Annotated in this window: 21 protein-coding genes; 6 read left to right on the top strand and 15 right to left on the bottom strand. The window is 61.4% G+C overall.

What is annotated here, in order from left to right:
- Window positions 1–220 precede the first annotated feature (220 nt).
- The 13 genes from J0A91_RS19890 to J0A91_RS19830 all read right to left on the bottom strand — a co-directional run bounded on the left by J0A91_RS19890 (window position 221) and on the right by J0A91_RS19830 (window position 10,305).
- The gene (locus J0A91_RS19890; protein ID WP_069206351.1) at window positions 221–1,237 is read right to left on the bottom strand and encodes a TraU family protein; all 1,017 of its coding nucleotides are present in this window, start codon (window positions 1,235–1,237) and stop codon (window positions 221–223) included.
- Window positions 1,234–1,932 (bottom strand): conjugal transfer protein TraW, encoded by a 699-nt coding sequence (locus J0A91_RS19885; protein ID WP_069206350.1) that lies wholly within the window; start codon window positions 1,930–1,932, stop codon window positions 1,234–1,236. Before J0A91_RS19885 ends, J0A91_RS19890 begins: the two co-directional genes overlap by 4 nt.
- A complete protein-coding gene (locus J0A91_RS19880) occupies window positions 1,922–2,155 on the bottom strand; it encodes a hypothetical protein (RefSeq protein ID WP_069207505.1) in 234 nt (77 codons plus the stop codon). The genes J0A91_RS19885 and J0A91_RS19880 overlap by 11 nt, the downstream gene beginning before the upstream one ends.
- Window positions 2,152–2,478: a hypothetical protein gene (locus J0A91_RS19875; protein WP_069207504.1), complete on the bottom strand. Its 327-nt coding sequence runs from the start codon at window positions 2,476–2,478 to the stop codon at window positions 2,152–2,154. Before J0A91_RS19875 ends, J0A91_RS19880 begins: the two co-directional genes overlap by 4 nt.
- 5 nt (window positions 2,479–2,483) lie before the next feature.
- Window positions 2,484–4,982, bottom strand: a complete 2,499-nt coding sequence (locus J0A91_RS19870) for a TraC family protein (protein ID WP_069206349.1) — start codon at window positions 4,980–4,982, stop codon at window positions 2,484–2,486.
- Window positions 4,979–5,632 (bottom strand): TraV family lipoprotein, encoded by a 654-nt coding sequence (locus tag J0A91_RS19865; protein WP_069206348.1) that lies wholly within the window; start codon window positions 5,630–5,632, stop codon window positions 4,979–4,981. Before J0A91_RS19865 ends, J0A91_RS19870 begins: the two co-directional genes overlap by 4 nt.
- A gap of 35 nt (window positions 5,633–5,667) precedes the next feature.
- Entirely contained in the window at window positions 5,668–6,972 is a 1,305-nt protein-coding gene (locus tag J0A91_RS19860) for a TraB/VirB10 family protein (RefSeq protein WP_069206347.1), read from the bottom strand.
- On the bottom strand, window positions 6,969–7,757 hold the full coding sequence (locus J0A91_RS19855) for a type-F conjugative transfer system secretin TraK (RefSeq protein ID WP_069206346.1): 789 nt from the start codon (window positions 7,755–7,757) through the stop codon (window positions 6,969–6,971). The genes J0A91_RS19860 and J0A91_RS19855 overlap by 4 nt, the downstream gene beginning before the upstream one ends.
- Complete coding sequence (locus J0A91_RS19850) at window positions 7,747–8,346, bottom strand: TraE/TraK family type IV conjugative transfer system protein (protein ID WP_206365067.1); 600 nt, start codon at window positions 8,344–8,346, stop codon at window positions 7,747–7,749. The genes J0A91_RS19855 and J0A91_RS19850 overlap by 11 nt, the downstream gene beginning before the upstream one ends.
- A 41-nt stretch (window positions 8,347–8,387) precedes the next feature.
- Complete coding sequence (locus tag J0A91_RS19845; RefSeq protein ID WP_017500137.1) at window positions 8,388–8,654, bottom strand: type IV conjugative transfer system protein TraL; 267 nt, start codon at window positions 8,652–8,654, stop codon at window positions 8,388–8,390.
- 108 nt (window positions 8,655–8,762) lie between these two features.
- A complete protein-coding gene (locus J0A91_RS19840; RefSeq protein WP_069206344.1) occupies window positions 8,763–9,080 on the bottom strand; it encodes a hypothetical protein in 318 nt (105 codons plus the stop codon).
- Between the two features lie 177 nt (window positions 9,081–9,257).
- On the bottom strand, window positions 9,258–10,022 hold the full coding sequence (locus tag J0A91_RS19835; RefSeq protein ID WP_069206343.1) for a DsbC family protein: 765 nt from the start codon (window positions 10,020–10,022) through the stop codon (window positions 9,258–9,260).
- Window positions 10,006–10,305: a hypothetical protein gene (locus J0A91_RS19830; RefSeq protein ID WP_069206342.1), complete on the bottom strand. Its 300-nt coding sequence runs from the start codon at window positions 10,303–10,305 to the stop codon at window positions 10,006–10,008. Before J0A91_RS19830 ends, J0A91_RS19835 begins: the two co-directional genes overlap by 17 nt.
- Before the next feature lie 341 nt (window positions 10,306–10,646).
- Here J0A91_RS19830 and J0A91_RS19825 point away from each other — a divergent pair, with 341 nt between their 5' ends.
- The 6 genes from J0A91_RS19825 (at window position 10,647) to J0A91_RS19800 (ending at window position 15,126) form a co-directional block, all read left to right on the top strand.
- Window positions 10,647–11,099, top strand: a complete 453-nt coding sequence (locus J0A91_RS19825; protein ID WP_150126998.1) for a hypothetical protein — start codon at window positions 10,647–10,649, stop codon at window positions 11,097–11,099.
- 110 nt (window positions 11,100–11,209) lie between these two features.
- Window positions 11,210–11,629 (top strand): helix-turn-helix domain-containing protein, encoded by a 420-nt coding sequence (locus tag J0A91_RS19820; RefSeq protein ID WP_206364934.1) that lies wholly within the window; start codon window positions 11,210–11,212, stop codon window positions 11,627–11,629.
- Between the two features lie 8 nt (window positions 11,630–11,637).
- Entirely contained in the window at window positions 11,638–12,258 is a 621-nt protein-coding gene (locus J0A91_RS19815) for a GntR family transcriptional regulator (RefSeq protein ID WP_169833184.1), read from the top strand.
- 184 nt (window positions 12,259–12,442) lie between these two features.
- Complete coding sequence (locus tag J0A91_RS19810) at window positions 12,443–12,583, top strand: benenodin family lasso peptide (RefSeq protein ID WP_169833183.1); 141 nt, start codon at window positions 12,443–12,445, stop codon at window positions 12,581–12,583.
- A gap of 51 nt (window positions 12,584–12,634) precedes the next feature.
- Entirely contained in the window at window positions 12,635–13,309 is a 675-nt protein-coding gene (locus J0A91_RS19805; protein ID WP_083224804.1) for a lasso peptide biosynthesis B2 protein, read from the top strand.
- A 107-nt stretch (window positions 13,310–13,416) separates the two neighbouring features.
- Window positions 13,417–15,126, top strand: a complete 1,710-nt coding sequence (locus J0A91_RS19800) for an asparagine synthase-related protein (protein WP_169833182.1) — start codon at window positions 13,417–13,419, stop codon at window positions 15,124–15,126.
- Window positions 15,127–15,151: 25 nt separating this feature from the next.
- Here the strand turns inward: J0A91_RS19800 and J0A91_RS19795 are convergent, their stop codons facing one another.
- Together J0A91_RS19795 and J0A91_RS19790 are read right to left on the bottom strand one after the other, a co-directional pair.
- Window positions 15,152–17,188, bottom strand: coding sequence for an Atxe2 family lasso peptide isopeptidase (locus tag J0A91_RS19795; RefSeq protein ID WP_083224803.1), 2,037 nt, complete (start codon window positions 17,186–17,188; stop codon window positions 15,152–15,154).
- On the bottom strand, window positions 17,188–19,725 hold the full coding sequence (locus J0A91_RS19790; protein WP_169833181.1) for a TonB-dependent receptor: 2,538 nt from the start codon (window positions 19,723–19,725) through the stop codon (window positions 17,188–17,190). Before J0A91_RS19790 ends, J0A91_RS19795 begins: the two co-directional genes overlap by 1 nt.
- Window positions 19,726–19,728: the final 3 nt, after the last annotated feature.

Here is a 19,728-nt window from a genome sequence, read left to right as displayed (position 1 = left end):
AGAGCCAGCGCGACCGCGACGATGGAACAGGCGGAGAGGATACGCCAGTCCCATCGAGGGGGCATTGCGGCCGCGCTGGCCGGGGGTGGAGCGACGCCGCCAGGGTGGCTCGGCAGCGCCGCTCCTGTCCCGCGCAGCAGCCCTCGACCGTAGGGGCCTTGGCGGACAGACCTCCGGATGGATGGGTTGTCGTGCGCGGGAACGGGGGAGGGTGATCGGCTCATGGCACGGGTATCCCGGCGCAGCAGATCACCTTTTCGAAGAGCATGAACTGGGCATTGTCCTTGCCGGGCGCATGCTTGGCCGAGGACCACAGCGAGCCGGGTCGGCCGATATTGACGCACTTGCCGCCCTTCACGGGCTCCATGATCTGGAGCTTGTAGCGCGACTTGGTCCAGACGGGCTGGGGGACGAACGAGCAGCCGTCGGCCGAGCTGATGGTGAGCGCCCCCAGGCGTCCCATCATGAACGCGCCGCGCGCGGCAAGCCCAGCCCAGGCCTCGACGCTGTCGTCGAAATGGATGTCGCCAGCGATCGGATAGGTCGCGCCCCAACTCCCCATGCACCAGAAGAGCGGGTCGATGACCTTGCCGGCCGACGCGGCCGCGCTGTCACCCATGCAGGCAAGACCAGCGGCAGGATTGCCGAACAAGATGCCTTCGGGCTGGATGATCGCGCCCAACGTGCCCGACTGCCAGGTCGGCAGCACCTCGGTCATCAGGGCGACATCGAAGCCGTCATTTTCGAGGCATGGCAGGTCGGTGAACATGTCGAGCATCGCCCAGACCGGCGAGATGTAATAGTGCATCTGCGCGAACATCTTGCGCGTGTTGGTGCCGTCCGCGATTGAGGACTGGCTGCCTTGCAGCTTGCCGCCGGTCGGCATGAGATCGGCGCCGAGCGCCATCATGCAGCCAGGCTCGGTCACGACATCGACCATCCGGTTGGGCGACCAGTAGGAGACCTTGACCCCGAACCAGAACTGGACGCCCTTGCGGCAGGCACAGAGCGGCTTGGACGCGGATTGCGCGTCGAGCGCCTTGTCGAGTCTGTCGAAGCTCCCCACCCGAATGCCGCCGATCGTGATCGGGAAGATGCAGGTCCAGCGCACCTTGGTGATGGGGTTGAAGACGGTGCCTGCCTCGCACTTGGAGGCGTGTGCCTGGCTCGGCCAAGCAAGCGTCATCACGAGACCGATCAGCAGTCCGACGACGAAGACGGGGAGGCGACCGATCATCGGGTGGCCCCTTTCGCTGCGGTCGTGATCGCCCGGCTCTTCGGCCCATATTCGGTCAGCACGAGGCGCGTGCCCGACTGCTCGACGATGACCGGTGCCACCGTCAGCCCGAGCCGCTGCTTGACCCGCTCCTCGAGGATGAAGATCGGCCGCCCGGTCTTTTCGGACAGGTCGATCGCATCGCCATTCTGACTGCCCAGCGCCGAGAGCAGGATGAAATCGCTGGCCCGAGCGTTGTGCAGTGCCCAGCCGAGGTCGCGGGGATGCACGACCACGAGGCGCTGCGGCAGCTTCACATAGGTCAGCGGGTTGAAGGTGAAGCCCTTGGGATAGAGCGTCTTGCCGTCCGGCAGCGTGATATCGAAATCGAGCGTGTAAAAGGGCACGACGCTGCGAACGCGGTCGGCGCTGGCGACCCCAAGCGGCGCGGCCTTGAGCGCGGTCCATTTCTCGCGCGGGCCAAACGCCTTGCTCATGTCGCTCGGCAGCGTCGAGACCTTGGCTTCGATCTCCGCCAGCGCGTCCGGCTCTGCGATCGGCCAGGTCCGGCCGATCGTGCTGCGAGAGGCGATCGAGCCGGTGGGAGCGGCGAGCGCCATCGTGCCGGCAACTGCCAAGGCACTGCCAGTGGCCAGAATGGCGAGGATCTCGACGATGGGGCCGCGGCGAATCCCGCCGACAAGACTATCGCCCATGAAGCTGCCTCCAATGCGCTTCAGGCGGCTCGGGAATGCCGATCAGGGCGGCGAGGAAGGCCGCGGCAGCCAGGGGCGTGAGGATCCAGATCAGCAGGCCATTCTCGGAGCTAAGCGAGGACGACATCAGCAGGAGCCCGCTCTGGACGAGCAGCAGCAGGAAGCCGCTCACCGTGAGCCGGATCGCTGAGGCCGACGGGGTCGACGAGGTGAGTCCGTTCATCGCCGCCTCCACCGCCGCAGGCGGCTCATCAGCTTCGCGGTGCCGGCCGAAAGGCTGAGCAGCAGCAGACCGGTCGCAAGGCAGGAGCCGGCGACCAGCAGAGAGGCGCGCAGCACCATCATCATCGGCTGCTTGAGCAGGAGCCCCGCCACGAGCACCAGCGTGCCCATCATCACGGTCTCAATCATCACCAGCCGGAAGCGCCACTGGAAGGATTCCGCCTCGAAGCGCTCGGCGAGCCGTTGCTCTACAATCACGTCGATGGCTTCGTTGTCGGACCAGTTGAGCGGCAACTGATCGGGGTGCGGGGTGAAGCGCGCCATGGCGATCACGCTCCCACCAGACCGGGCGCAGCCGGTGCGCCCAGGATCTCGGACGGGTCGACGCCAGCGAGCCGGCAGATCGCTTCGAGCGGCGAGAGACCCTGGCGCATGAGCGCTTCGAAGGCCGCCACCTCATCGGGTGCCGAGGTGTTGATCCAGTAGGAAAAGGGATCGACGACCAGCCGGGCAATACCGAGGCCCAGCGGCGAGTCGATGAAGACCTCACTATAGTTGGGCTTGGAATTGCGGACCGACTTCAACAGATCGAGAACGAAGCCCGAATAATCGAGGATCTTGTTGTCGACGGCGCGGTCGTAGGTCGAGCCCTGCAGCAGGAAGCGGGTCGCGGCATTTTCGAGGATGACCTGGCCTGTGCCGCCGAACAGCGTGAGGTCGTTCATCGACTGCAGCACGATGCCGAACGAGCCGCGATATTTGCGGGCGCGCCGGTAGCCCTGGCCGAAGGCCTCGGCGAGACGCGAGAGGTCCTGTCCGTCGGTCCTCGTCATGAACTGCGCGGCTTCGTCGCAGAGCACGAAGCGGGGCTTGTCGCGCGCCGAGAGATAAAGTTCCTGCGTGACCGCGTTCACCACCACCATGACGATGACGTTGAACAGGTCGGGCATTGCCTTCAGGCGCTCGAGTTCGAGCACGACGAACTCGTCGTGGCGGATGTCGAGCGTCGAGGGGCCGTTGAAGTAATGGCCGTAGGCGCCTCCCGACCCGAAGTCGCGCAGGTTGAAGGCGAGCTCGCGCGATACGGGTACGAGATGGTCCACGCTGTCGAGCGCGGTCTCCACCTGCGACGGATAGGTGCCGAGCCATTCGCGCACGGCATCGATGCCATGGTCGGCACGGCCGGTGTCGATCGTCCACTGGACCGCGGACTTCAGCAGATTCCATTCCGAGGTGGTGACGCCCTTGCGGGTGGACGCATTCGCCATCTCGGCGACGATCGCCACCGCCATAGTGATCGCCGACTGCTTGTCGTCGCCATCGAGCGCCAGGCCCATGTCGAACGGATTGAGGACGAGATGCTCTTCGCCGATGTCGATATAGCGGCCCGAGCAGAGCGTGCAGAGCTTCCTGTAGCTGCCGCCGATGTCGATGATCCGGATCAGCGAGCCTTGGGCATAATATTGCTGGCAGAGGTTATTAAGCAGGAAGCTCTTGCCAGCACCACTCTCGGCCGAGACGATGAAATTGTAATTGTTGATGCGGGGATCGAATACGTCGAGCGTGACGAGCTGGCCCTTGCGTCCGGCATAAAGCAGCGCCGGGCGTCCACCGCCGCGGAAATCCGTCTGGATTGGCGCCATCAGCACCGCGGCCTTGACCGGCATACGGAAGTCGCGCTCGAGCAGGCGTAATGTCGTGCGGTCGGGGTAGAGCCCGAAGGGCAGGCTCATCACCAGCAGGGTGGGATTGAGATAGCTCTCCTCCTGCATCGAGAAGGGCAGGGGCTCGCCCTCCCATAGCCGCTTGGCCCGTGCGGCCAGGTCGCGGGCATGCGCACGGTCGCGTCCGAACACCCAGATCGTCGGGATGACACGAACGAACTTGCTGTTGCCCGCTTCGTCGAGGATCCAGCCGATCTCTTCGATCTGTTTGCCGACCTCGACCGCGAAACTGCCCGCGGCTTTTTGCGCCGACAGTATCTGTGCGCGCTTGTGGATCTCGAACTGCGAATGATCGAACAGGATGTTGAGCGTGTAGAGAAACGGCCCGCCGATCTGGTCGCTGTCCTCGGACGCGCCGCGCATGCCGCCCATGAAGCGATTGGCCCGCTCGGCTGTAATCCGCCGCGCCGGCGCCTTGGGCGTCAGGCAGCGCGCGACCTGGTTGCCGAGAAACACCTCCGCGCCCTCGAACACGAGATCGGGCCCCGCATCGATGATCTGTTTCGCGATTGGAGGCGCGCCGACGGTGGTGCCGTCGGCAAACACGCCGGGCGCCGGGTTTGCCACACCGTTGAAGATGCGGCGATAGAAGGCGACCATCTCTTCTGGCGGAAGCCGGCGGATGCCGAGCTTGGACAATTGCTCCTCGACCTGCCGGCGCAGATCCTCGCCCAGCGGACGTCTCGTCTTGATCGACAGCAGCGTCCGAAAGTTGCGGACCGGAATGCCGTGCAGGGCCTTCAGGCCATGACGGCCTTCGCTCAGATAAGCGTGGGTATGGCGCGCCGAAGCCTGAATCAGCGGATCGTCGCGGGTCTTGAGATCGAGGAAAGCGTCGAGCGCGTCATCGATCAGCGGGTCGGCAAAGGTGTGAAGCTGCAGGACCGTCCCATCAGGGAAATGGACGTTGAGCAGGCCCTGCAGCGCGCCCTGAACATGCGCGAACATATAGGCGGACGGCACCAACTCCCAGGCGTGACCCCAGGTGTCGTCGATGCACAGGAACGCCTCCGTCTCCCCGTCCCAGGCGACGAGCGGCAAGTGATCCGAGAAGCTGTCTCGCCGGACCGCGCTGCGCAGCCGCGCGTAGCTGAGCCCGCTCATGGCTTCTGCTCCGGGGCAGGCGGGATGATTGCCGGGGGAGCAGGAACCGTTACGCTCTCCGGCGCCGACGGGGGCTCGCCGTCGGGTGCCGTGGAGTCACGGACTTGGCCGAGGATCGGGGCCTGCGAGGCGCGATCGGGCGCGGCGACGAACGCGCCGCCGACCACCCAGACGGGCTTGTCGATCACCGAATAGACGTAGCGCGGCATGTAGAGGCGATCGGGCCGCTGCCGATCGGCATAGGGCAGGATCAGCGTGCGTACCGTGCGCGCCGGCTTCAGCATCGGCGTCACCGGCGCCTCAATTAGGCCCTTGAGCTCCTGATAGACACTGTCGCGGTAGCTGCCATAAGCGGTGCTCGCGGCATTGTTGCCGGATCTGCCCTTGGCCTTCTCCTTGTCGGGGGCTTGGTCACGAAGCATGGCGCGATCATTGGTGACCCTGGGGTCCGACTTCGACGCAACGCCGGCAACCGCGTCCTCATAGGCCCGGTCGGGATGAATGCACTGGCCGTGGTCGCTATTCTTACAGTCGAACTTTTCGGAATAGGGCGACATCATCGAACCTACGGCCGCGCAGCCGCTGAGTGCTGCAAGCAGGCCCAGCGAGAGTAGCGAGCGGTGGAGAGACGGACGGGACACCGGCTGCATGGCGGGACCTCCTTTGGGGCGGGGCGTCGGGCGCATCAGAATTTGCTCCCGACCGACGGCTTGATCTCGAGGGCGAGGCCCTCCTGGATGACGACCACGACATCCTTGGCGGCGCCGACTTCGACGACCGGTCCGGCCTGGCGGGCGAGATCGAGGTAGAAATCGGTGAGCTTGTCCGACGATTTGGAGAGGCCGCCGGCAATGCCGGTCTTGACCGCGTCGCCGGCATCGAGGCTGCGCACGCTGCCGAGCGCCGAGGTTGAAAGGCTCCCGAACGATCCTTCCACGCTCTGCGAGATGCCGGCGATCGTGCCCGCGATGAACGAGCGGGCAAGCGTCGCCCCGGCCCGGGTCACGACCTTGCCGGAAAGCCCCTTCTTGCCGTCAGCATCGACGAAGAAGCCCTTGATCGCCTGGTCGACCACGGCATGGCTCTCGAAATCCACGCAGGAAATCGACACCAGCTGGATCTCGACCCGCTCCTTGGCGAGGCTTCCGGTCGCATTGCCGATGACGAAGCAGCCGGCGAGATTGGCCTTGACCTCGTTGGGAAGCACGGCGGGTGCCTGGACCCTGGCGATGATCGGTTCGGGATTACTGGTCGCGTCCCGGCTCGCCAGCGCGTCGATGCCGGTCAGCAGCCGCGCCTTCATGAAACCAGGCGGCAAATAGATCGTCCGCTTCCCTTTTTTTGATGCAGCCCCGCTGCTCGCGCCTCCCTCCGCAACCTGGGCTGCGGTCGCGGCACCGATCGCGCCGATCTGGCGCTCCGTGGGCGGAGCAGGCGGTGCCGGGGGCGCGGAAGGCGGGGTCGGCGGCGCTGGAATTTCGTCCGCCGCGCCCTTCGCCTCGCGCGGAGCCGGCGGATAGGCGGGCGCCTCGCCCGGGATCGCGGGCGGGAGATCACCCCCGTCGCCCGCGGCGGGCGTGTGGGAGCCAGCGCCGCCGCCGGGAACGACCTTGCCTTCCTCGATCGCGGTGACGCGGTCCCCCAGCAGGGTCTGCCCGTCGAGGATCTTCTGGAGATCCCCGCGCAGCTTCACCTCGAGGCTGTCACCGCGAAGCCCCGCGCCCATGTCGAGATTGCTGGCTTGGGGCGCCTTGGGCGCCTCCTTCTTTCCGCTCGAGCTGGCGGTGTAGAGGCCGAGGCCGAGCAGCGCGATCGTGGAGACCACGCCCAGCTGCTTGGCGCGCAGCTTCTGATCCGAGGTCAGCTTCGACCATTGCGCGCGCATATCGAGCAAAGCGGGCCGGGCCGTTGTGTCGATCGTGGCATCGTCCGCGCCGACTCCCGGCGCTGCGGTCGGAGAGACTTGCGGGCTGTCTTCTGGTGTCGTCATGACTGCACGCTCCGGCGGACGACGATCAGCCGGGCGGTCTCGTTCGGACCCAGTGTGAGGCGATCGATCGTGATGGCAAAGATGTCGGCGCCGAGCGCGCTATCGAGGAAGTCGCGCTCATCGAGCGTGATGGCAACGCTCGCCCGGACGAGATATTCGCTGACAGAGAGGCCGGCACCCTCGACTTCGAGACGCCGCCGTTCCGACAGCGACGCGGTAGGGAGGTCGGCAAGCACAAGCCGATCGCGCGAGGGCGCCACTTCGGAGAAGGACGCGGGTACCCGATCCTGCAGGATCGCGAGCGCGATCCCGACAGCCCGCTCTTCCTCGACCAGCGGCCCGAGCAAAGCGTCATTGGCGTGGGCGCGCTGTGCGCCACCGGGCGCCAGCGTCACGGTCTGCGCCGGAATGTCGGCGGGCTCGGCGTAGAGCGGGTAGATCGCGCCATTGCACGACACGAAGAATTCCGAAGGCGTCGTCACATAGGTGCGCGTCTTGCCGGCTCCGCCCGCAACGTTGGGATCCTCGGTTTCGAGCACGAGGAACTTGATCCAGGCGTCGGCGCCACCGCGTTCGACCGCGAGGCCCTTCTCGGCCGAGAATTTGACGTCCTCGATGTCACCGCCGACGCAGACGACGTGATTGACGTCGCGGTTGGAGAGCCGGATGCGGCTCGTCTGGTCGGGCAACGCCGTGATGGCCTGAGCCAAGGAGGGCGGAGCGGCGGGAACGGACGCGATGAGCGCCCCGGCGAGGCAGGCAAGCCTCGCCCGATTACCGGACATCGGCACTGAAATTCTCCTCCTGGAGGGCGGTCAGCCAGAAGCGGCCGTTCTCGAGCGCGTAGCGAATGCGCAGATTGCCACGGAATTTGCGGATGACGCCGCCGATCACGCGCACCTTCTCGACGGGAACGAGTATCTCGCTCCCCGTCCAGGTGACGGGCTGATCTCCGCGGATGTAAGTCGCGATCGAGAGCGTCGGATTGTTGCCGAGCTCATCGAGCAGGCGGTTCAGGCTGTCGCGCAGCCCGTTATAGGCGCTGGGGTGCGCGATGCGCAGCAGTTCCTGGAACTGCCGATCGGCTGAGTAGGCGGAATAGGTGCCCGCAAGGCCGACGATGTTGAAGGTGATCGCGCGCAGATAGGTCTCAGACGGCTTGTTGCCCGTCACATAGAGGTCGCCGTCCGCGCCGAACGGCACGATCACGGTGCGCGTATTCTGGTGCGAGGTGTAGATGACCGTTCCGAGTACCGCGGTGATGCCGAAGAGGCCCGCGATCGCCACCTTGAGCAGCCGATTCTCCTCGAAGAGATTGGCCGATCCCTGCAGGTAGCGGTGCAGGTGCCAGCTCGGCCGCATATCGCCGATCATGTCGGCCTGGGGCTTGCGCCTGAAGGGGTTTGCCATCGCGCCTACTCGAAGAAGCGGGTCTGGGTCGGACCCGGATAGTGGCGGAAGCGGGCGAGGCCCCAGCGCCAGGCCAGATGCGGGATGAACCCACGCGGCTTGGTCCGCTTCCAGGGAATGAAGAGAAGAAGGGCGCCGATGAGCAGCCAGCCGATGATCCCGCCGACGATGACCGCGACGAAGATCGTGGACATCACGACGATGAACTCCTGGCTGTCGAACCAGAGGATCTGGGTCGGCTTATGCAGGAACTGCGGCAGACGTTCGTCCACGCCCTTCTCCCTTGCTTCACCACGTTGTTGAACGTGGGGTCCGGAAGGCGCCCATCGCCTTCCGTCTCGTGAGGGCGGCCGACCCAGCCGGCGCGCCCGGTCCCGGTCTCAGATCACCATGCCGAAGGTCCGGAGAATCGAATCCGCCTTGATGAGGCAGACCGCCGCCACGATCGTCGGGATGCCGATCATGATGTTCGAGAAGAGCCGCGAAACGCCGAACAGGAAGGCGGCGACGCCGCCCACGAAGCCGAGCGGTCCCTTGACGCCCTGGTTCACGACGATGTCGTAGATGTCGTAACCAAGGTCGCCAGCGGCCGGCGCCTGGAAGGCGTAGGCGACGCTCGTGCCAGCGATCGCGGCCAGGAGGAAAAGGACTGCCGCGTCGATCGTGCGGAACGTCCTTCCCCGAAGCGAAGTCAACATAATCAGTCTCCTTGTCGTCGGAGCCGTCCGGATCATGCTTGCCGGTACCGATCGGTGGTCGAGTCCGGCCGGCGATCGCGCTGGACGGCCCCTGGAGGCGCGCTCCCGCCGGCATTCCGGTCCCGGCGGCGCGTTAGAGCGCTCACGCGGTCCGCCAAAAATCGTCTCGGACGCCTCTTAAGGGCTGGGCTTGGCCTTACGGCTCTGCGCGTCGATAAAGGCTTCGAGCTCGGCCTGCTGGAAGCCCGACACGAGCTTCCCATCCACAAAGAGCGTCGGCGTGCCCGACACGCCCATCTTGCGGACCGTCTCCGCGTCGCGCGCCACCTTCTCGGCGCCCGCCCGACATGTGCGCAGCGATGCGGGCTGTGCGCCGGCATAGATCGCCTTGAACGTCGCCTGCGGATCAGGAGAGCAGAGAATGTGCTCAGCCTTGGCGGCTGCCTGCGGATGAATGCCGCTCACGAAATATACGAGGCGCTGGACCGGCTTGCCCTCTGCCTCCTTCGCCAGCCAGAACCGTTCGAGCGCCTGGCAATAAGGGCAATCGGGATCGGTGAACTCGATTACCTTTGGGGCGCCCGGAGGGCCAATCACCAGCGCCTCGGCAGGATTGACGGCGCCCAGGCGTTTCCTCGCGCTCGCGTCCTGGGCAAGCGCCGTCAGATTGACGCCGTTCTTGTCGTAGACCGCGGCAAAGAGGAGATGCTGGCTTTCGGGGGCGTAATAGATGACTCGTCCGCCCGCGATTGCCTGATATATTGGGCCTTTGACAGGCGCCGGACCGAAGTCCTCGAACGTCAAGTTCGTGAAGGTCTGGTGTAACTGGCGCTGAGCCTCCTCCGCTGCGATCGTGAGCGGCTCGCCGCTGTTGTCCTGGGCGTAGGCCGGCGCCGTTGCGAAGAGGAGCGCTGCCGCGACCAGCTTAGCGTTGCGTGACATGGGCGGGCTCCGGGCGAACGAGGGAGGTGGGTGCGAAAAGTCGGCGGTCGAGGGTGAGCGAGTTGCCGATCTTGATTGCGGTCGCGGCGGCTGGAGCCGTGGGCGAGGACGCCTTCTCGCGGATTGAAAAGCCGAGATCGTTCTGCACGATCGCGAGCTGGGCGTGGCGAGCGCAGGGGTAAGCCTCAGCGTCTGGATCATAGCTCTGAGCGTTGGCCGGCACGGCGCCCGCGCAGAGCAGGAGCGCTCCGGCAAGCGTGGGCAACGAGCATGGAAAGTCCATGGCACACATCTCCTCGTGGCGCCGCGTGGCGCTCAGGCTTGGGGTTTGAATGGGCCGGACAGAAGGCCTGGACTAAGTCCGTGGTGGCCGTTGATCCGGTGTGTCCCAATGCATGACGATCACGAATGTTGACCGCAATAGGGAGGGCACTGAAGTGCCGAAGCGGCGAAACAAAGCATCTTTTGAGCGAAGGTAGCCAGATGATCCCGGCAAGCGTTGAAAAGAGCAGGTATAGGCAGAAGCGGCACTATAATGCCGCTTTTGCCTCCATTGGTCGTGGGAATGCGCCCGTTCGAATTCGCGGACGGGTCTAGCAATCAGTAGTTCAGGCAGGAGAAGGAGTGATGGGCCGAGCTAGACGCAGCTTCAAGCTCCGGCTTTCGCCGGCGGGCCTCGACGTTCTCATCGACTCACATTGCCATCTAATTCGCGTGACGCGTTCGCTGATCGCCTGGGGCACCACCCTTCACGTTGGGATCGAGCATCTCAGCACACTGCCGACCAGCGAGATCATAGAGCAGTTGAAGGTGCACGAACCTGAATGTCTCGGAGGCGCTGAAGAACACCACGTCGGAGCGTCAATTCGGCTATGGGATATCGCCACCAGTATCACCGAAAGGGTTCAGGAGACATGGCCTGGCGGACGCCAACCCAATCTCGGTAACATTTATCTGCTGGCGCTGATCCAGATTCCCAAAGCAGGCAGATCAGACTTGATGAGCGCCTTTGATCGCGCTTTGCAGTCTGGAGCGCGAACACCGGCCGCCGGTGAGGTTAATGATTTTGCTGGGTAACTTACGACAAGTTGGCCGAGGTTGTATCTTGATCTGGTGGTAAGTACACCTTAGCACTCGACTTACGGAATTGCCTTGGCGGGCGGTATCTCCCGTAAGGAGACGCGGACATGTCGCACTGTTTAGCGACTTCCGTTGCCGAAAGTCCAATTCTGTACGTCAAAGTGCAGTCGGGGCGACAAATTGAAGAGGCACGGAAGAAGAGGCGCCTGACGCAACGCGATCTGGCGCGTGAGCTTGGTATGGGTGTTCGCTGGCTTCGCGAGATCGAAGGCGGCAATCCTCGTTCACGGTTGGACGATCATCTCGCCTGCGCCTACCGCCTGGGCCTCTCTACGGGTCATATCCTCATCCCTCTGCTCTTCGCTGGCCAGAAGATGTGCTTTCCCCGCCAACTGGCGATGGGCGATCTCAGCGACCTCGAGCGGATGTGTATCGAGCTGATTGCTCGACGCAATCTCGATCATCTAACGCAAGCCCTGACGCCGGCGTGGCCGACTGCGAATGTTTCAGAAGCCACCAATCTATGATGTCGGCGATGGATCCTCCTCTTCATGAGCGTGTCTACGGGGGGCTGAAGGCCGATTACCTCGCCGGTCTTTTCGTGCCGGGGAAGAAGATTGATATTCAGGAACTCGCGACCCGGCATCGGTCGAGCAAGACACCGGTGCGAGAGGCTGCGTTTACTATGGTGGGCGAGGGGCTTCTTACCCATCACGCGGATGGCGGATTTCTCGTTCCAATTCTCGCTCCCAAAGAACTCGTCGAGCTTCTTTATTGGCACATGCAGTTGTTGATTACAGTCCTAGCGACGGTCAAGGAATCTACGCTTCGTCAGGCCCTGCAGCCCTACGCGGTCTTTGATCAGGAAACATCAGCAGTTGGCATCGCAATCCGGACGAATGAGATCTTTTTAGCAATGGCCGAGGCGACGGGAAACCGCGAAGCAACTTTGGACGTCCGAAGGCTTAATGATCGTCTTCACTACAGCCGGATCGCAGAGGCGACGGCGCCGATCTACTCGGCGAAGGAGCTGGCAATATTCACCAGCATGGAAGTCGAGAGTTTCCGTAAAGCAACGCGACGGCGGGTCGAAGCCTACCACGTGAGGAAAATCGATCGTCAGCTCCAGGTTATCCGCAGTGAACGGCAAATCTAGAACCTTCGGTATTTCAGCCACTTGTGGCCAGAAGTTATCGGGAGAAAACGGCAGTCCGACAGCAACAGCGTCCATGGGGGAATATCGGGTCAATCTGTCGCGATATATTCGCCCCATGCGCTGGTCCACCCGAGCTACCTTTGACCCGCCGCGATTTTCGCGGTTGTTGAAGAGGAGAATTGTCATGGAACGTAATGAGGATCGCAACGTCGACAAGCTGATCGACCTTGGCTCGGTGGTCGCCGAGACGAAGGGCGGCGCGAACAGTGGCGACGACAGCTTCCTCCAGCGGCAGCCCAATGGGATCGGCCTGGAAGACGACTGAGTCGGTGGCGCGCGCCGTCACTGGCGCGCGTCATCCACAGAGGGGCTGCCAATGCGCTATCGATTAAAAGAGGGACTCTACCACTGCATCGCAGGCCGGAACGTTATCTTTCTTGACCTGTCCAGAAACCGGTATTTTGCCTTGCCCTCGACCAGTACTGTGACGTTCCGGCAACTTGTGGCCCGGAATGGTGAGACAGTCGCCGGGGCTGAGGCGGCATTGTCATCACTGATCGACGCAGGGTATCTGTTGGAGGCGGCGGATTCCGACCTGAGCTTCAAGGTTTTGGAAATTGAGGCTCCAGCTGGCGATGCCTATAGCCGCAATGAGGTTCCCCACAGGTTGTGGCCACTTCTGGTCGCCGTATATTCTGAGTTGCGTACTTCACTGAGGATACGGCTGTTCCCGTTGCATTCGGTGTTTGCACGCTCCGCAATTTCCAGACGGGTCATAGGTCGCGATGAGCATGAGAGGAAAACCGAGGTCGACCTGTGGGTGTCCGCATTCGAAAGGGCAGCTCTGATCCTTGGCCGGTCAAATCGCTGTTTGACGCGGTCTCTAGCAATGTTTTCGGTTCTTCGTGCGCGCGGCGTGACTGCAAATCTAGTTATCGGGGTAAGGTCAGAACCGTTCTCCGCGCATGCCTGGGTGCAATATGAAGGCACCGTTTTGAACGACACGTTCGGGCAAATCAATAACTACTCACCAATTCTGGTGCTGCGGTGACCATAGCTTTTTTGGCGAGATTGAGCCGTGATGCGCAACCTGCTCGATCCTTCGGCGGGGGACCTCCTTCGCCGCTACGATGGTACCGCATCGCGGAGCATTCATTGTTGGCGGTAAATGACCCGACGGCTGTTATCGTTCTTCCAGGCGGTGCGGGATTCATCGTTGGGACACTTTTTCACCGTTATGGGCCATCTGAGCCCGTTTTTCGACTCGAGGCTAATGACGCCGAGGCGATCGAGAGGACGCAGGGTCAACATTTAGTTGATCGCTTCTGGGGGCGCTACGTTGCCGTCATTCGAACGCGCCGGCAATTGCTGGTGCTCCGGGATCCGTCCGGTGCGCTACCCTGCTATTACTCCGTATCACGTGACGACCTCGTACTAGCCACCGACCCTTCCATGCTTTTCGCGCCAACCGGTAGGGAACCTGAACTCGACCGCGCGCAATTGGCCAGAGCGCTCGCACTTGGCGGCTTTCCTGAGGAGCGGACGGCACTCGAAGGAGTAGGGCAGATTCTCCCGGGAACCGCTTTGCGGGTTCTTGAGACCGAGATTTCGACGGACACACGTTGGAATCCCTGGGAGTTCGTCGTCGAGCAGTTGGATAGCTCCGCGGAAGAGCATGCTGAGAAGCTCCGCCGATCGACGCAGCTCTGCGTAAGCGGATGGTCCAAAGTCGCGGGGCGGGCCCTCCTAGGCGTTTCCGGGGGTCTGGACTCTTCGATCGTAGCCGCCTGTCTTCGATCATGTGGTAATGACTACGCCTGCGTGACGCTGGCTACCGATGATCCGCTTGGGGATGAGCGTTCGCATTCGCGCGCCCTCACGTCACATCTGGGCTGCACCCTTTTCGAAGAGAGTTATGCCCTCGAAGACGTTGATCTAGACTCTTCGTCAGTCCGCCATCTCGCGAAGCCATTCGGACGCCCGGACCTTCGAGCATATGACAGGGCGATCCTACGCGCCGCGAAGCAGATCGATGCCCAAGCAATCTTCACGGGAAACGGCGGGGACAACGTTTTCTATATGAGCCATTCGGCGCGCCCGTTGGCCGATCGTTTCCTATCGAAAGGATGGTCGCTCGGGCTGCTGAAGACCATTAGCGATATATCGTTAATGACGGGCGCGAACGGCGCCAACGTCATCTTCCACGGTGTCCGGGCTTGTCATGGATACCCCAACGGATACGTTTGGAAGCCCGAGCTCGAGTTTTTAACTGATCCAGTCATAGAGGCATTGGCTTCAAATCCGATTTCCCATCCCTGGCTTGAACAAGCAGGAAGATACAAGCTGCCTGCAAAGTCCGCCCACATCGCGATGCTCATCCGCATGTATCACTCGCTAGATGCCTATCGCGAACGTGATGGTATCCCGATATTTCATCCTCTGACCTCTCAGCCTTTGTTGGAGACTTGCCTTCAGATCCCCGCTTGGTTGCAATGCGAGCAAGGCTTTGACCGATCCGTGGCCCGGAAGGCCTTCCGCTCGGCTCTCCCTGACGTTGTAGTAAATCGGAGGACCAAAGGTGGTCCGCAAGGATTCAGCTTCCAAATCTTTTCTAACTTTCGAGAAGAGATGAAAGATAGACTGATGAATGGCTTTCTCGCAGAAGAGAGGATTGTTGACAGACGTGCAATCGAAGCGGCCTTTGGTCCGAGCGTCAAGTCAAGAGCGGGTGATATTGCACGGTTGTTGATGTTGGTCGACGCGGAGGCGTGGATACGTCATTGGCGCGGAATGCGCCAAGGTCCAGGCTCAATGTCACGTGACATACCTGGCATCGGAAACGATGGAATTCGTGAAACGCTCCCCTGAGCCGCCTAGCGAAAGCCAGCAGTAGCTAATTGTCTGACTGCCACTCGCGTCCGTCGCCAATTCCTCTCAGCCAAAAGTCGAACCAACGAAGATTTCGTTCGTAGGCTGCCAGCTTGTGAGCCGGTTGCCATTTTACGTGATGTTCGTTCGGAAAAACGAAGAGCGCGACCGCGCGCTTGGCCTGTTTGAGAGCCGTATAGCTAGCAATTGCGCCCCTGAACTCATCGTCGGATTGCTGTATCAATATAGGAGCCGCAATTCTGCGCGCATTTTCTACAAGGGATATGTGCGACCAGAAGACGGAGTTGTAGTTGATCAGTTCTGGCCAACCGCTCTGGTGGTATGCCTCGGCAGCCCCCGGTCCGACGATCGCATCCTGATACGGGTCCCAGCAGCACCCACTGACTGAGGCGGCCTTAAACATCGAGCTGTTAACGAGTGCGAATTGGACTGTGGACGATCCATCGCTCAGACCGGTGATGCCGATCTGACGAGGATCCGCGATGCCTCGGTCGATAAGGCTCTGAACGCCAGTTTCAATCGATGACAGTACGTCTCTTCGGTCGGCAAGCTTCGCTTTTGATCGATCGTCCTGTGCCTTTTCCGTGATGGACGCGCTTGGGAGAAGGTTTCTATCTGGGCGTTGAACACTTAGGACCGCGTAGCCTCTGTTCGCGAAAGCCTGAATGGGAAACTCATCGCCAACGCCTCCTCGGAGAAAGCCACGCGAGATGTACTGGACAACCACTAATGGATAGGCATGCCCGCGCACATATCCAACGGGATATACGAGATCGCCGAAAGTTTCGGTTCCAAATTCGTTGCGCCAGTGCAGACGCTCGATTTTGCCCAGGGATCGCCGGCGAAATTCCTCATTTGGATCATAGATAGTCCTGGCTTTGCCGCTCCTGGGATCCAGAACAATGATATGCCGTGGGTCCGCCGATCGCTCACGGGCGCAAACCAGCCGATCGTCCACCGGCTGACAGTCGATAAGCAAATCTTGTGTAACATATAGGCGCTTTGGATGTGCGGCGCCCGGTTGCCACTCATAAATGGCTGTCTCGTCGTTGCCCCAACCCTCCCGCCGAATGAACCGCACGCGATTTCCGTCCTTGGTCCACCAGACGGCCGTTGGACCCGAGCATTCCAATGAGCTGCAAATTTGCTCCAGGCCGTTCGCCAGCCTGACAGCAACCCTTCTAGTGCCGTGATCGGATTCAGATATAAGGGCGGTCTCACCCGTTCGGGATGTAACTGCGAACCCCTTGCGGACGATCTGGACTTGCCTGTCGAAAGACGCAGCTTCAATTATTGTTGCGTCCCGAGCGAGATCGGTTCGGAGGTCAATCACTCTCGTGGTCGGCTTCGTGACTGACTGCTGCGGCCTGTCATCGAAGAGCGGGACAAAGCGTGTGTCGTATTTGAACCCCCTCAAATACTCCGCTCGAAGACTGGCTTGGAGATCGGCGTCCAATCGGCGTGATGTGTAGGTCAGCTGGTCGCCATATTTGGAAATGATAAAATCGTCCACCCCCTCTGCGTCGTGAGTGACGGCCACACTACGACCGCCGCCTAACGCGGCGCGCCATACCTGTGCGGTCGTTCCGAACCTTTTGAGGAAATAGACCCAAGATCCATCCGGCGACCAGATGAGTGGGGTTGCGGCCGCGTACCCCGTGCTTACTGTTCTTCCCCCAATCCCACTAACATATTGCAGCGCCACATCACCGCCTTCGTCTATTGTCCTCGGGGCATCGCGAGAGCTGAGGTCTATAACGTCGATACGAATTCGGTATCGGTTGATTGAAGGATCTGCTGTCCTCACCTGTACCGCTGCAAATCGCTTATCGGGGGACAGGCCTATAACATGCTCGCCCGGAGCGGGAGAGGAGGGGCCAAGATCCGATAGGCGGACGAGATCGTCAGCAGTTACGCCAACTTTCGACTGGGTCGGCACAATCGTTGAGCTCGGCGCGACGTTGCTCCAGAATAAGCCGCTGTAGATCGCGAGGCGCAAGCCGCCTAGCGACGCGGCGTCCAACACACGGAAAAGTCGCATTAGAAGCTCTTGGCAATCGTGAGGCTAAGGAATCTGCCTGTAATCGGATAGTTGCTAGCATCGTAATGGTACCCACCCTCGCTCGTGGTGCGGATGAACGCCGGCTTTTCATTAAATATGTTCAACGCCGAAACTGAGATGCTTATATTCGAGAACGGCCCTAAAGTGGCGCCAGTCTCATATTGAGCGATCAGATCAAGCGATTTATAGGAGCCGACCCGCACATGAGGGGGCACTCGATTGTCGAGCGAGCCGCCAATGTAGGACAGGACCCCGGTCACTGACAGACTGGAGTGCTGCCACTCGATCGAGGTGGACCCCCGCCAGTGAGGGGGCCGATACAAGATTCCCGCGAGTTGTACGATCGGTTGAGTGGCGCTTAGCTGCTGCTCGCTCTCGAGATAGCTCGCTGAAGCGTGCAAATTGACGCGGTCCCGCGGCCCGGCCGGCAAGCTATAATCCATCGTGAGATCGACGCCATCGATCTTTTGAATAGCTGCATTTTGCAAATAATTGGTGACGATCGCGACGACGTTCGCGGTCCTCGGATCACCACCGCCTTGATCGAAGAGTGTGGTTATTCCGGCAAGCGCAGATATGACCTGCTCTCTGCTGGGATTCTGCGTTACATAGGCGCTGTAGATCGGATCGAATGCCAGCGAGTTTTGTGGGATCGGTGACACGGCGCGCGACCGATAGTCAATTCGGAAATAGCTTGCATCAATTCGCAGTTTGTCGGCGATTGAAGGGGTCAGAGATACCGTGGCCGTCCAGCTTGTTGCGCGCTCGGGCTTCAGATCGGGATTGCCTCCGGACACGTAGAGCACGGTGCCCGGCGCGGGGCTGGGAGGAAAATAGGCTGTCTCGCCGATCTGAGAATAGCCGCTCCTGGGGCGGCTGGACTGATATTGCGTAGGCGCTTTGAAAGACTTACCCCAACTAAACTTAAATGCGATGTCGCGGATTGGAGCATAGATCACGCCGAATTTGGGTGTAGCAACCTCACCGACATGTCCTACGTTCTCATAGCGTAGCGCCGCCGTGAAACTCAAACGACTTACAAAAGGTACATTGTTCCTCTGCGATATGACCGGAAGAGATATCTCGCCGTAACCGTAGCCGGTGGTTCTGTCGTTCACCAAATGCTGCACGGGGACAGCGTTTCCGTTCTCCAGCGACGCAATATAGAGGATGAACTTTGATTTTCGGACGCCGCCTCCCAAAGCAAGACGGGCGCTGCCTCCGGGCAAGCTGAAGAGCGGGCCCTCCGCGCTTGCCTCTATGGATTGCACGCGATTGGTGTAGATGCCCCTTTGCGCCAGATACGGCGATCCCCCCAGCGCGACGTCCGCGAGTTGCTCAGCTCGGCTCTCGCCAACGACGGAGCCAAGCCTGACATCCCATTTGTTCGGGAGGGCAAGCTTCAAGCTCGGCGAAGCTGTCCAGGAACGCGTATGGATGTGTATGTCGGCGCCTGTTCCATGGCAGCCGTCGGTCTCGGTGTAATTGACGCAGAGCCGGCTGGATCGGTCGTTGAACTGTCCGTCGAACTCGAATGATAGTTGCTCCGTAATCCTTTGATGCCCGACGCCGACCAGGCTGTGCTGCCGTTCACCGCTTTGTAGCGTTTCTGACGGATCGTTGCTTTGCGTGTACGAGCGTTGTCTGGCCGTAATGGGGGTTACGTGTCGGAAATCGTAAGCGACCATGAGGCCGCCGCCGGACCATCGCTTACCGGTCACGATGTTATATTGTTGCTCAATGTCGCCGCCATCTGTCGAGCCGCCGAGCCGTGCGGATACGGTTGCGCCATCATAATCTTTGCGGAATATGACATTGGCCACCCCGCCTACTGCGTCTGAACCATAGAGAGCAGACGAGCCGTCCGTGACGATTTCCACGCGATCCAAGGCCGCGAGAGGGATCGCGGAAATGTCTACGCCTTGACTCATCGCATCATAAGCCACGCGATGGCCATTGAAGAGGGTGAGCGTTGCATCAGGTCCTATCCCTCGGAAATTCAAAGTCGAGGATGAGCTGACGTTTTCGGAAGTCCCCTGTCCGCCGCCTGGGATGCTTGGATTTTGACCGCCTGAATAGTTTTGAACCAAGCTGCGTGCGAATGTACCCAGATCGCTCATGCCCTGCTTTTCGATCTGGCTCCGCGTGGCGACCACGACCGGCGAAACCGGCTCGCCCCCGCGGATGCGTGATCCCGTCACCACGATATCAGTCGGTACCGCCGAGCGATCGGCTAGATCCCCCGACGGCTCGGATCGCCCCCGAATGATTATGACATCCTTGCGGAACTGCGCGACGAGATTGGAGCCGCGCAGCAACGCCCGGACGGCCTCATCTGCATTATAGGCTCCGTGAAGCGCGGGCGCCGTCCGTCCCAGTATTGCCTCGGAGGTGAAAATGATTTCCTTGCCGGATTGGCGGCTCACGGCCTTGAGGGCGTCACCCAAGTCCCCGGCATCAATCTGGTATTCGACGCGGCGCTGCGCTTGCGCAAATGCTGTGGCGGTCGGTGCCAAGGT

This window comes from Sphingomonas panacis (genome assembly GCF_001717955.1).
In the GTDB taxonomy this organism is placed as follows: domain Bacteria; phylum Pseudomonadota; class Alphaproteobacteria; order Sphingomonadales; family Sphingomonadaceae; genus Sphingomonas; species Sphingomonas panacis.
This window is presented reverse-complemented; position numbering and strand designations above follow the sequence as displayed.

Bases quoted from the DNA above. Each gene is read 5' to 3' on its own strand.
- J0A91_RS19890 (WP_069206351.1), bottom strand. From the start codon at position 1,237: ATGATCGGTCGCCTCCCCGTCTTCGTCGTCGGACTGCTGATCGGTCTC.
- J0A91_RS19885 (WP_069206350.1), bottom strand. From the start codon at position 1,932: ATGGGCGATAGTCTTGTCGGCGGGATTCGCCGCGGCCCCATCGTCGAG.
- J0A91_RS19880 (WP_069207505.1), bottom strand. From the start codon at position 2,155: ATGAACGGACTCACCTCGTCGACCCCGTCGGCCTCAGCGATCCGGCTC.
- J0A91_RS19875 (WP_069207504.1), bottom strand. From the start codon at position 2,478: ATGGCGCGCTTCACCCCGCACCCCGATCAGTTGCCGCTCAACTGGTCC.
- J0A91_RS19870 (WP_069206349.1), bottom strand. From the start codon at position 4,982: ATGAGCGGGCTCAGCTACGCGCGGCTGCGCAGCGCGGTCCGGCGAGAC.
- J0A91_RS19865 (WP_069206348.1), bottom strand. From the start codon at position 5,632: ATGCAGCCGGTGTCCCGTCCGTCTCTCCACCGCTCGCTACTCTCGCTG.
- J0A91_RS19860 (WP_069206347.1), bottom strand. From the start codon at position 6,972: ATGACGACACCAGAAGACAGCCCGCAAGTCTCTCCGACCGCAGCGCCG.
- J0A91_RS19855 (WP_069206346.1), bottom strand. From the start codon at position 7,757: ATGTCCGGTAATCGGGCGAGGCTTGCCTGCCTCGCCGGGGCGCTCATC.
- J0A91_RS19850 (WP_206365067.1), bottom strand. From the start codon at position 8,346: ATGATCGGCGATATGCGGCCGAGCTGGCACCTGCACCGCTACCTGCAG.
- J0A91_RS19840 (WP_069206344.1), bottom strand. From the start codon at position 9,080: ATGTTGACTTCGCTTCGGGGAAGGACGTTCCGCACGATCGACGCGGCA.
- J0A91_RS19835 (WP_069206343.1), bottom strand. From the start codon at position 10,022: ATGTCACGCAACGCTAAGCTGGTCGCGGCAGCGCTCCTCTTCGCAACG.
- J0A91_RS19830 (WP_069206342.1), bottom strand. From the start codon at position 10,305: ATGGACTTTCCATGCTCGTTGCCCACGCTTGCCGGAGCGCTCCTGCTC.
- J0A91_RS19820 (WP_206364934.1), top strand. From the start codon at position 11,210: ATGTCGCACTGTTTAGCGACTTCCGTTGCCGAAAGTCCAATTCTGTAC.
- J0A91_RS19815 (WP_169833184.1), top strand. From the start codon at position 11,638: ATGGATCCTCCTCTTCATGAGCGTGTCTACGGGGGGCTGAAGGCCGAT.
- J0A91_RS19810 (WP_169833183.1), top strand. From the start codon at position 12,443: ATGGAACGTAATGAGGATCGCAACGTCGACAAGCTGATCGACCTTGGC.
- J0A91_RS19805 (WP_083224804.1), top strand. From the start codon at position 12,635: ATGCGCTATCGATTAAAAGAGGGACTCTACCACTGCATCGCAGGCCGG.
- J0A91_RS19795 (WP_083224803.1), bottom strand. From the start codon at position 17,188: ATGCGACTTTTCCGTGTGTTGGACGCCGCGTCGCTAGGCGGCTTGCGC.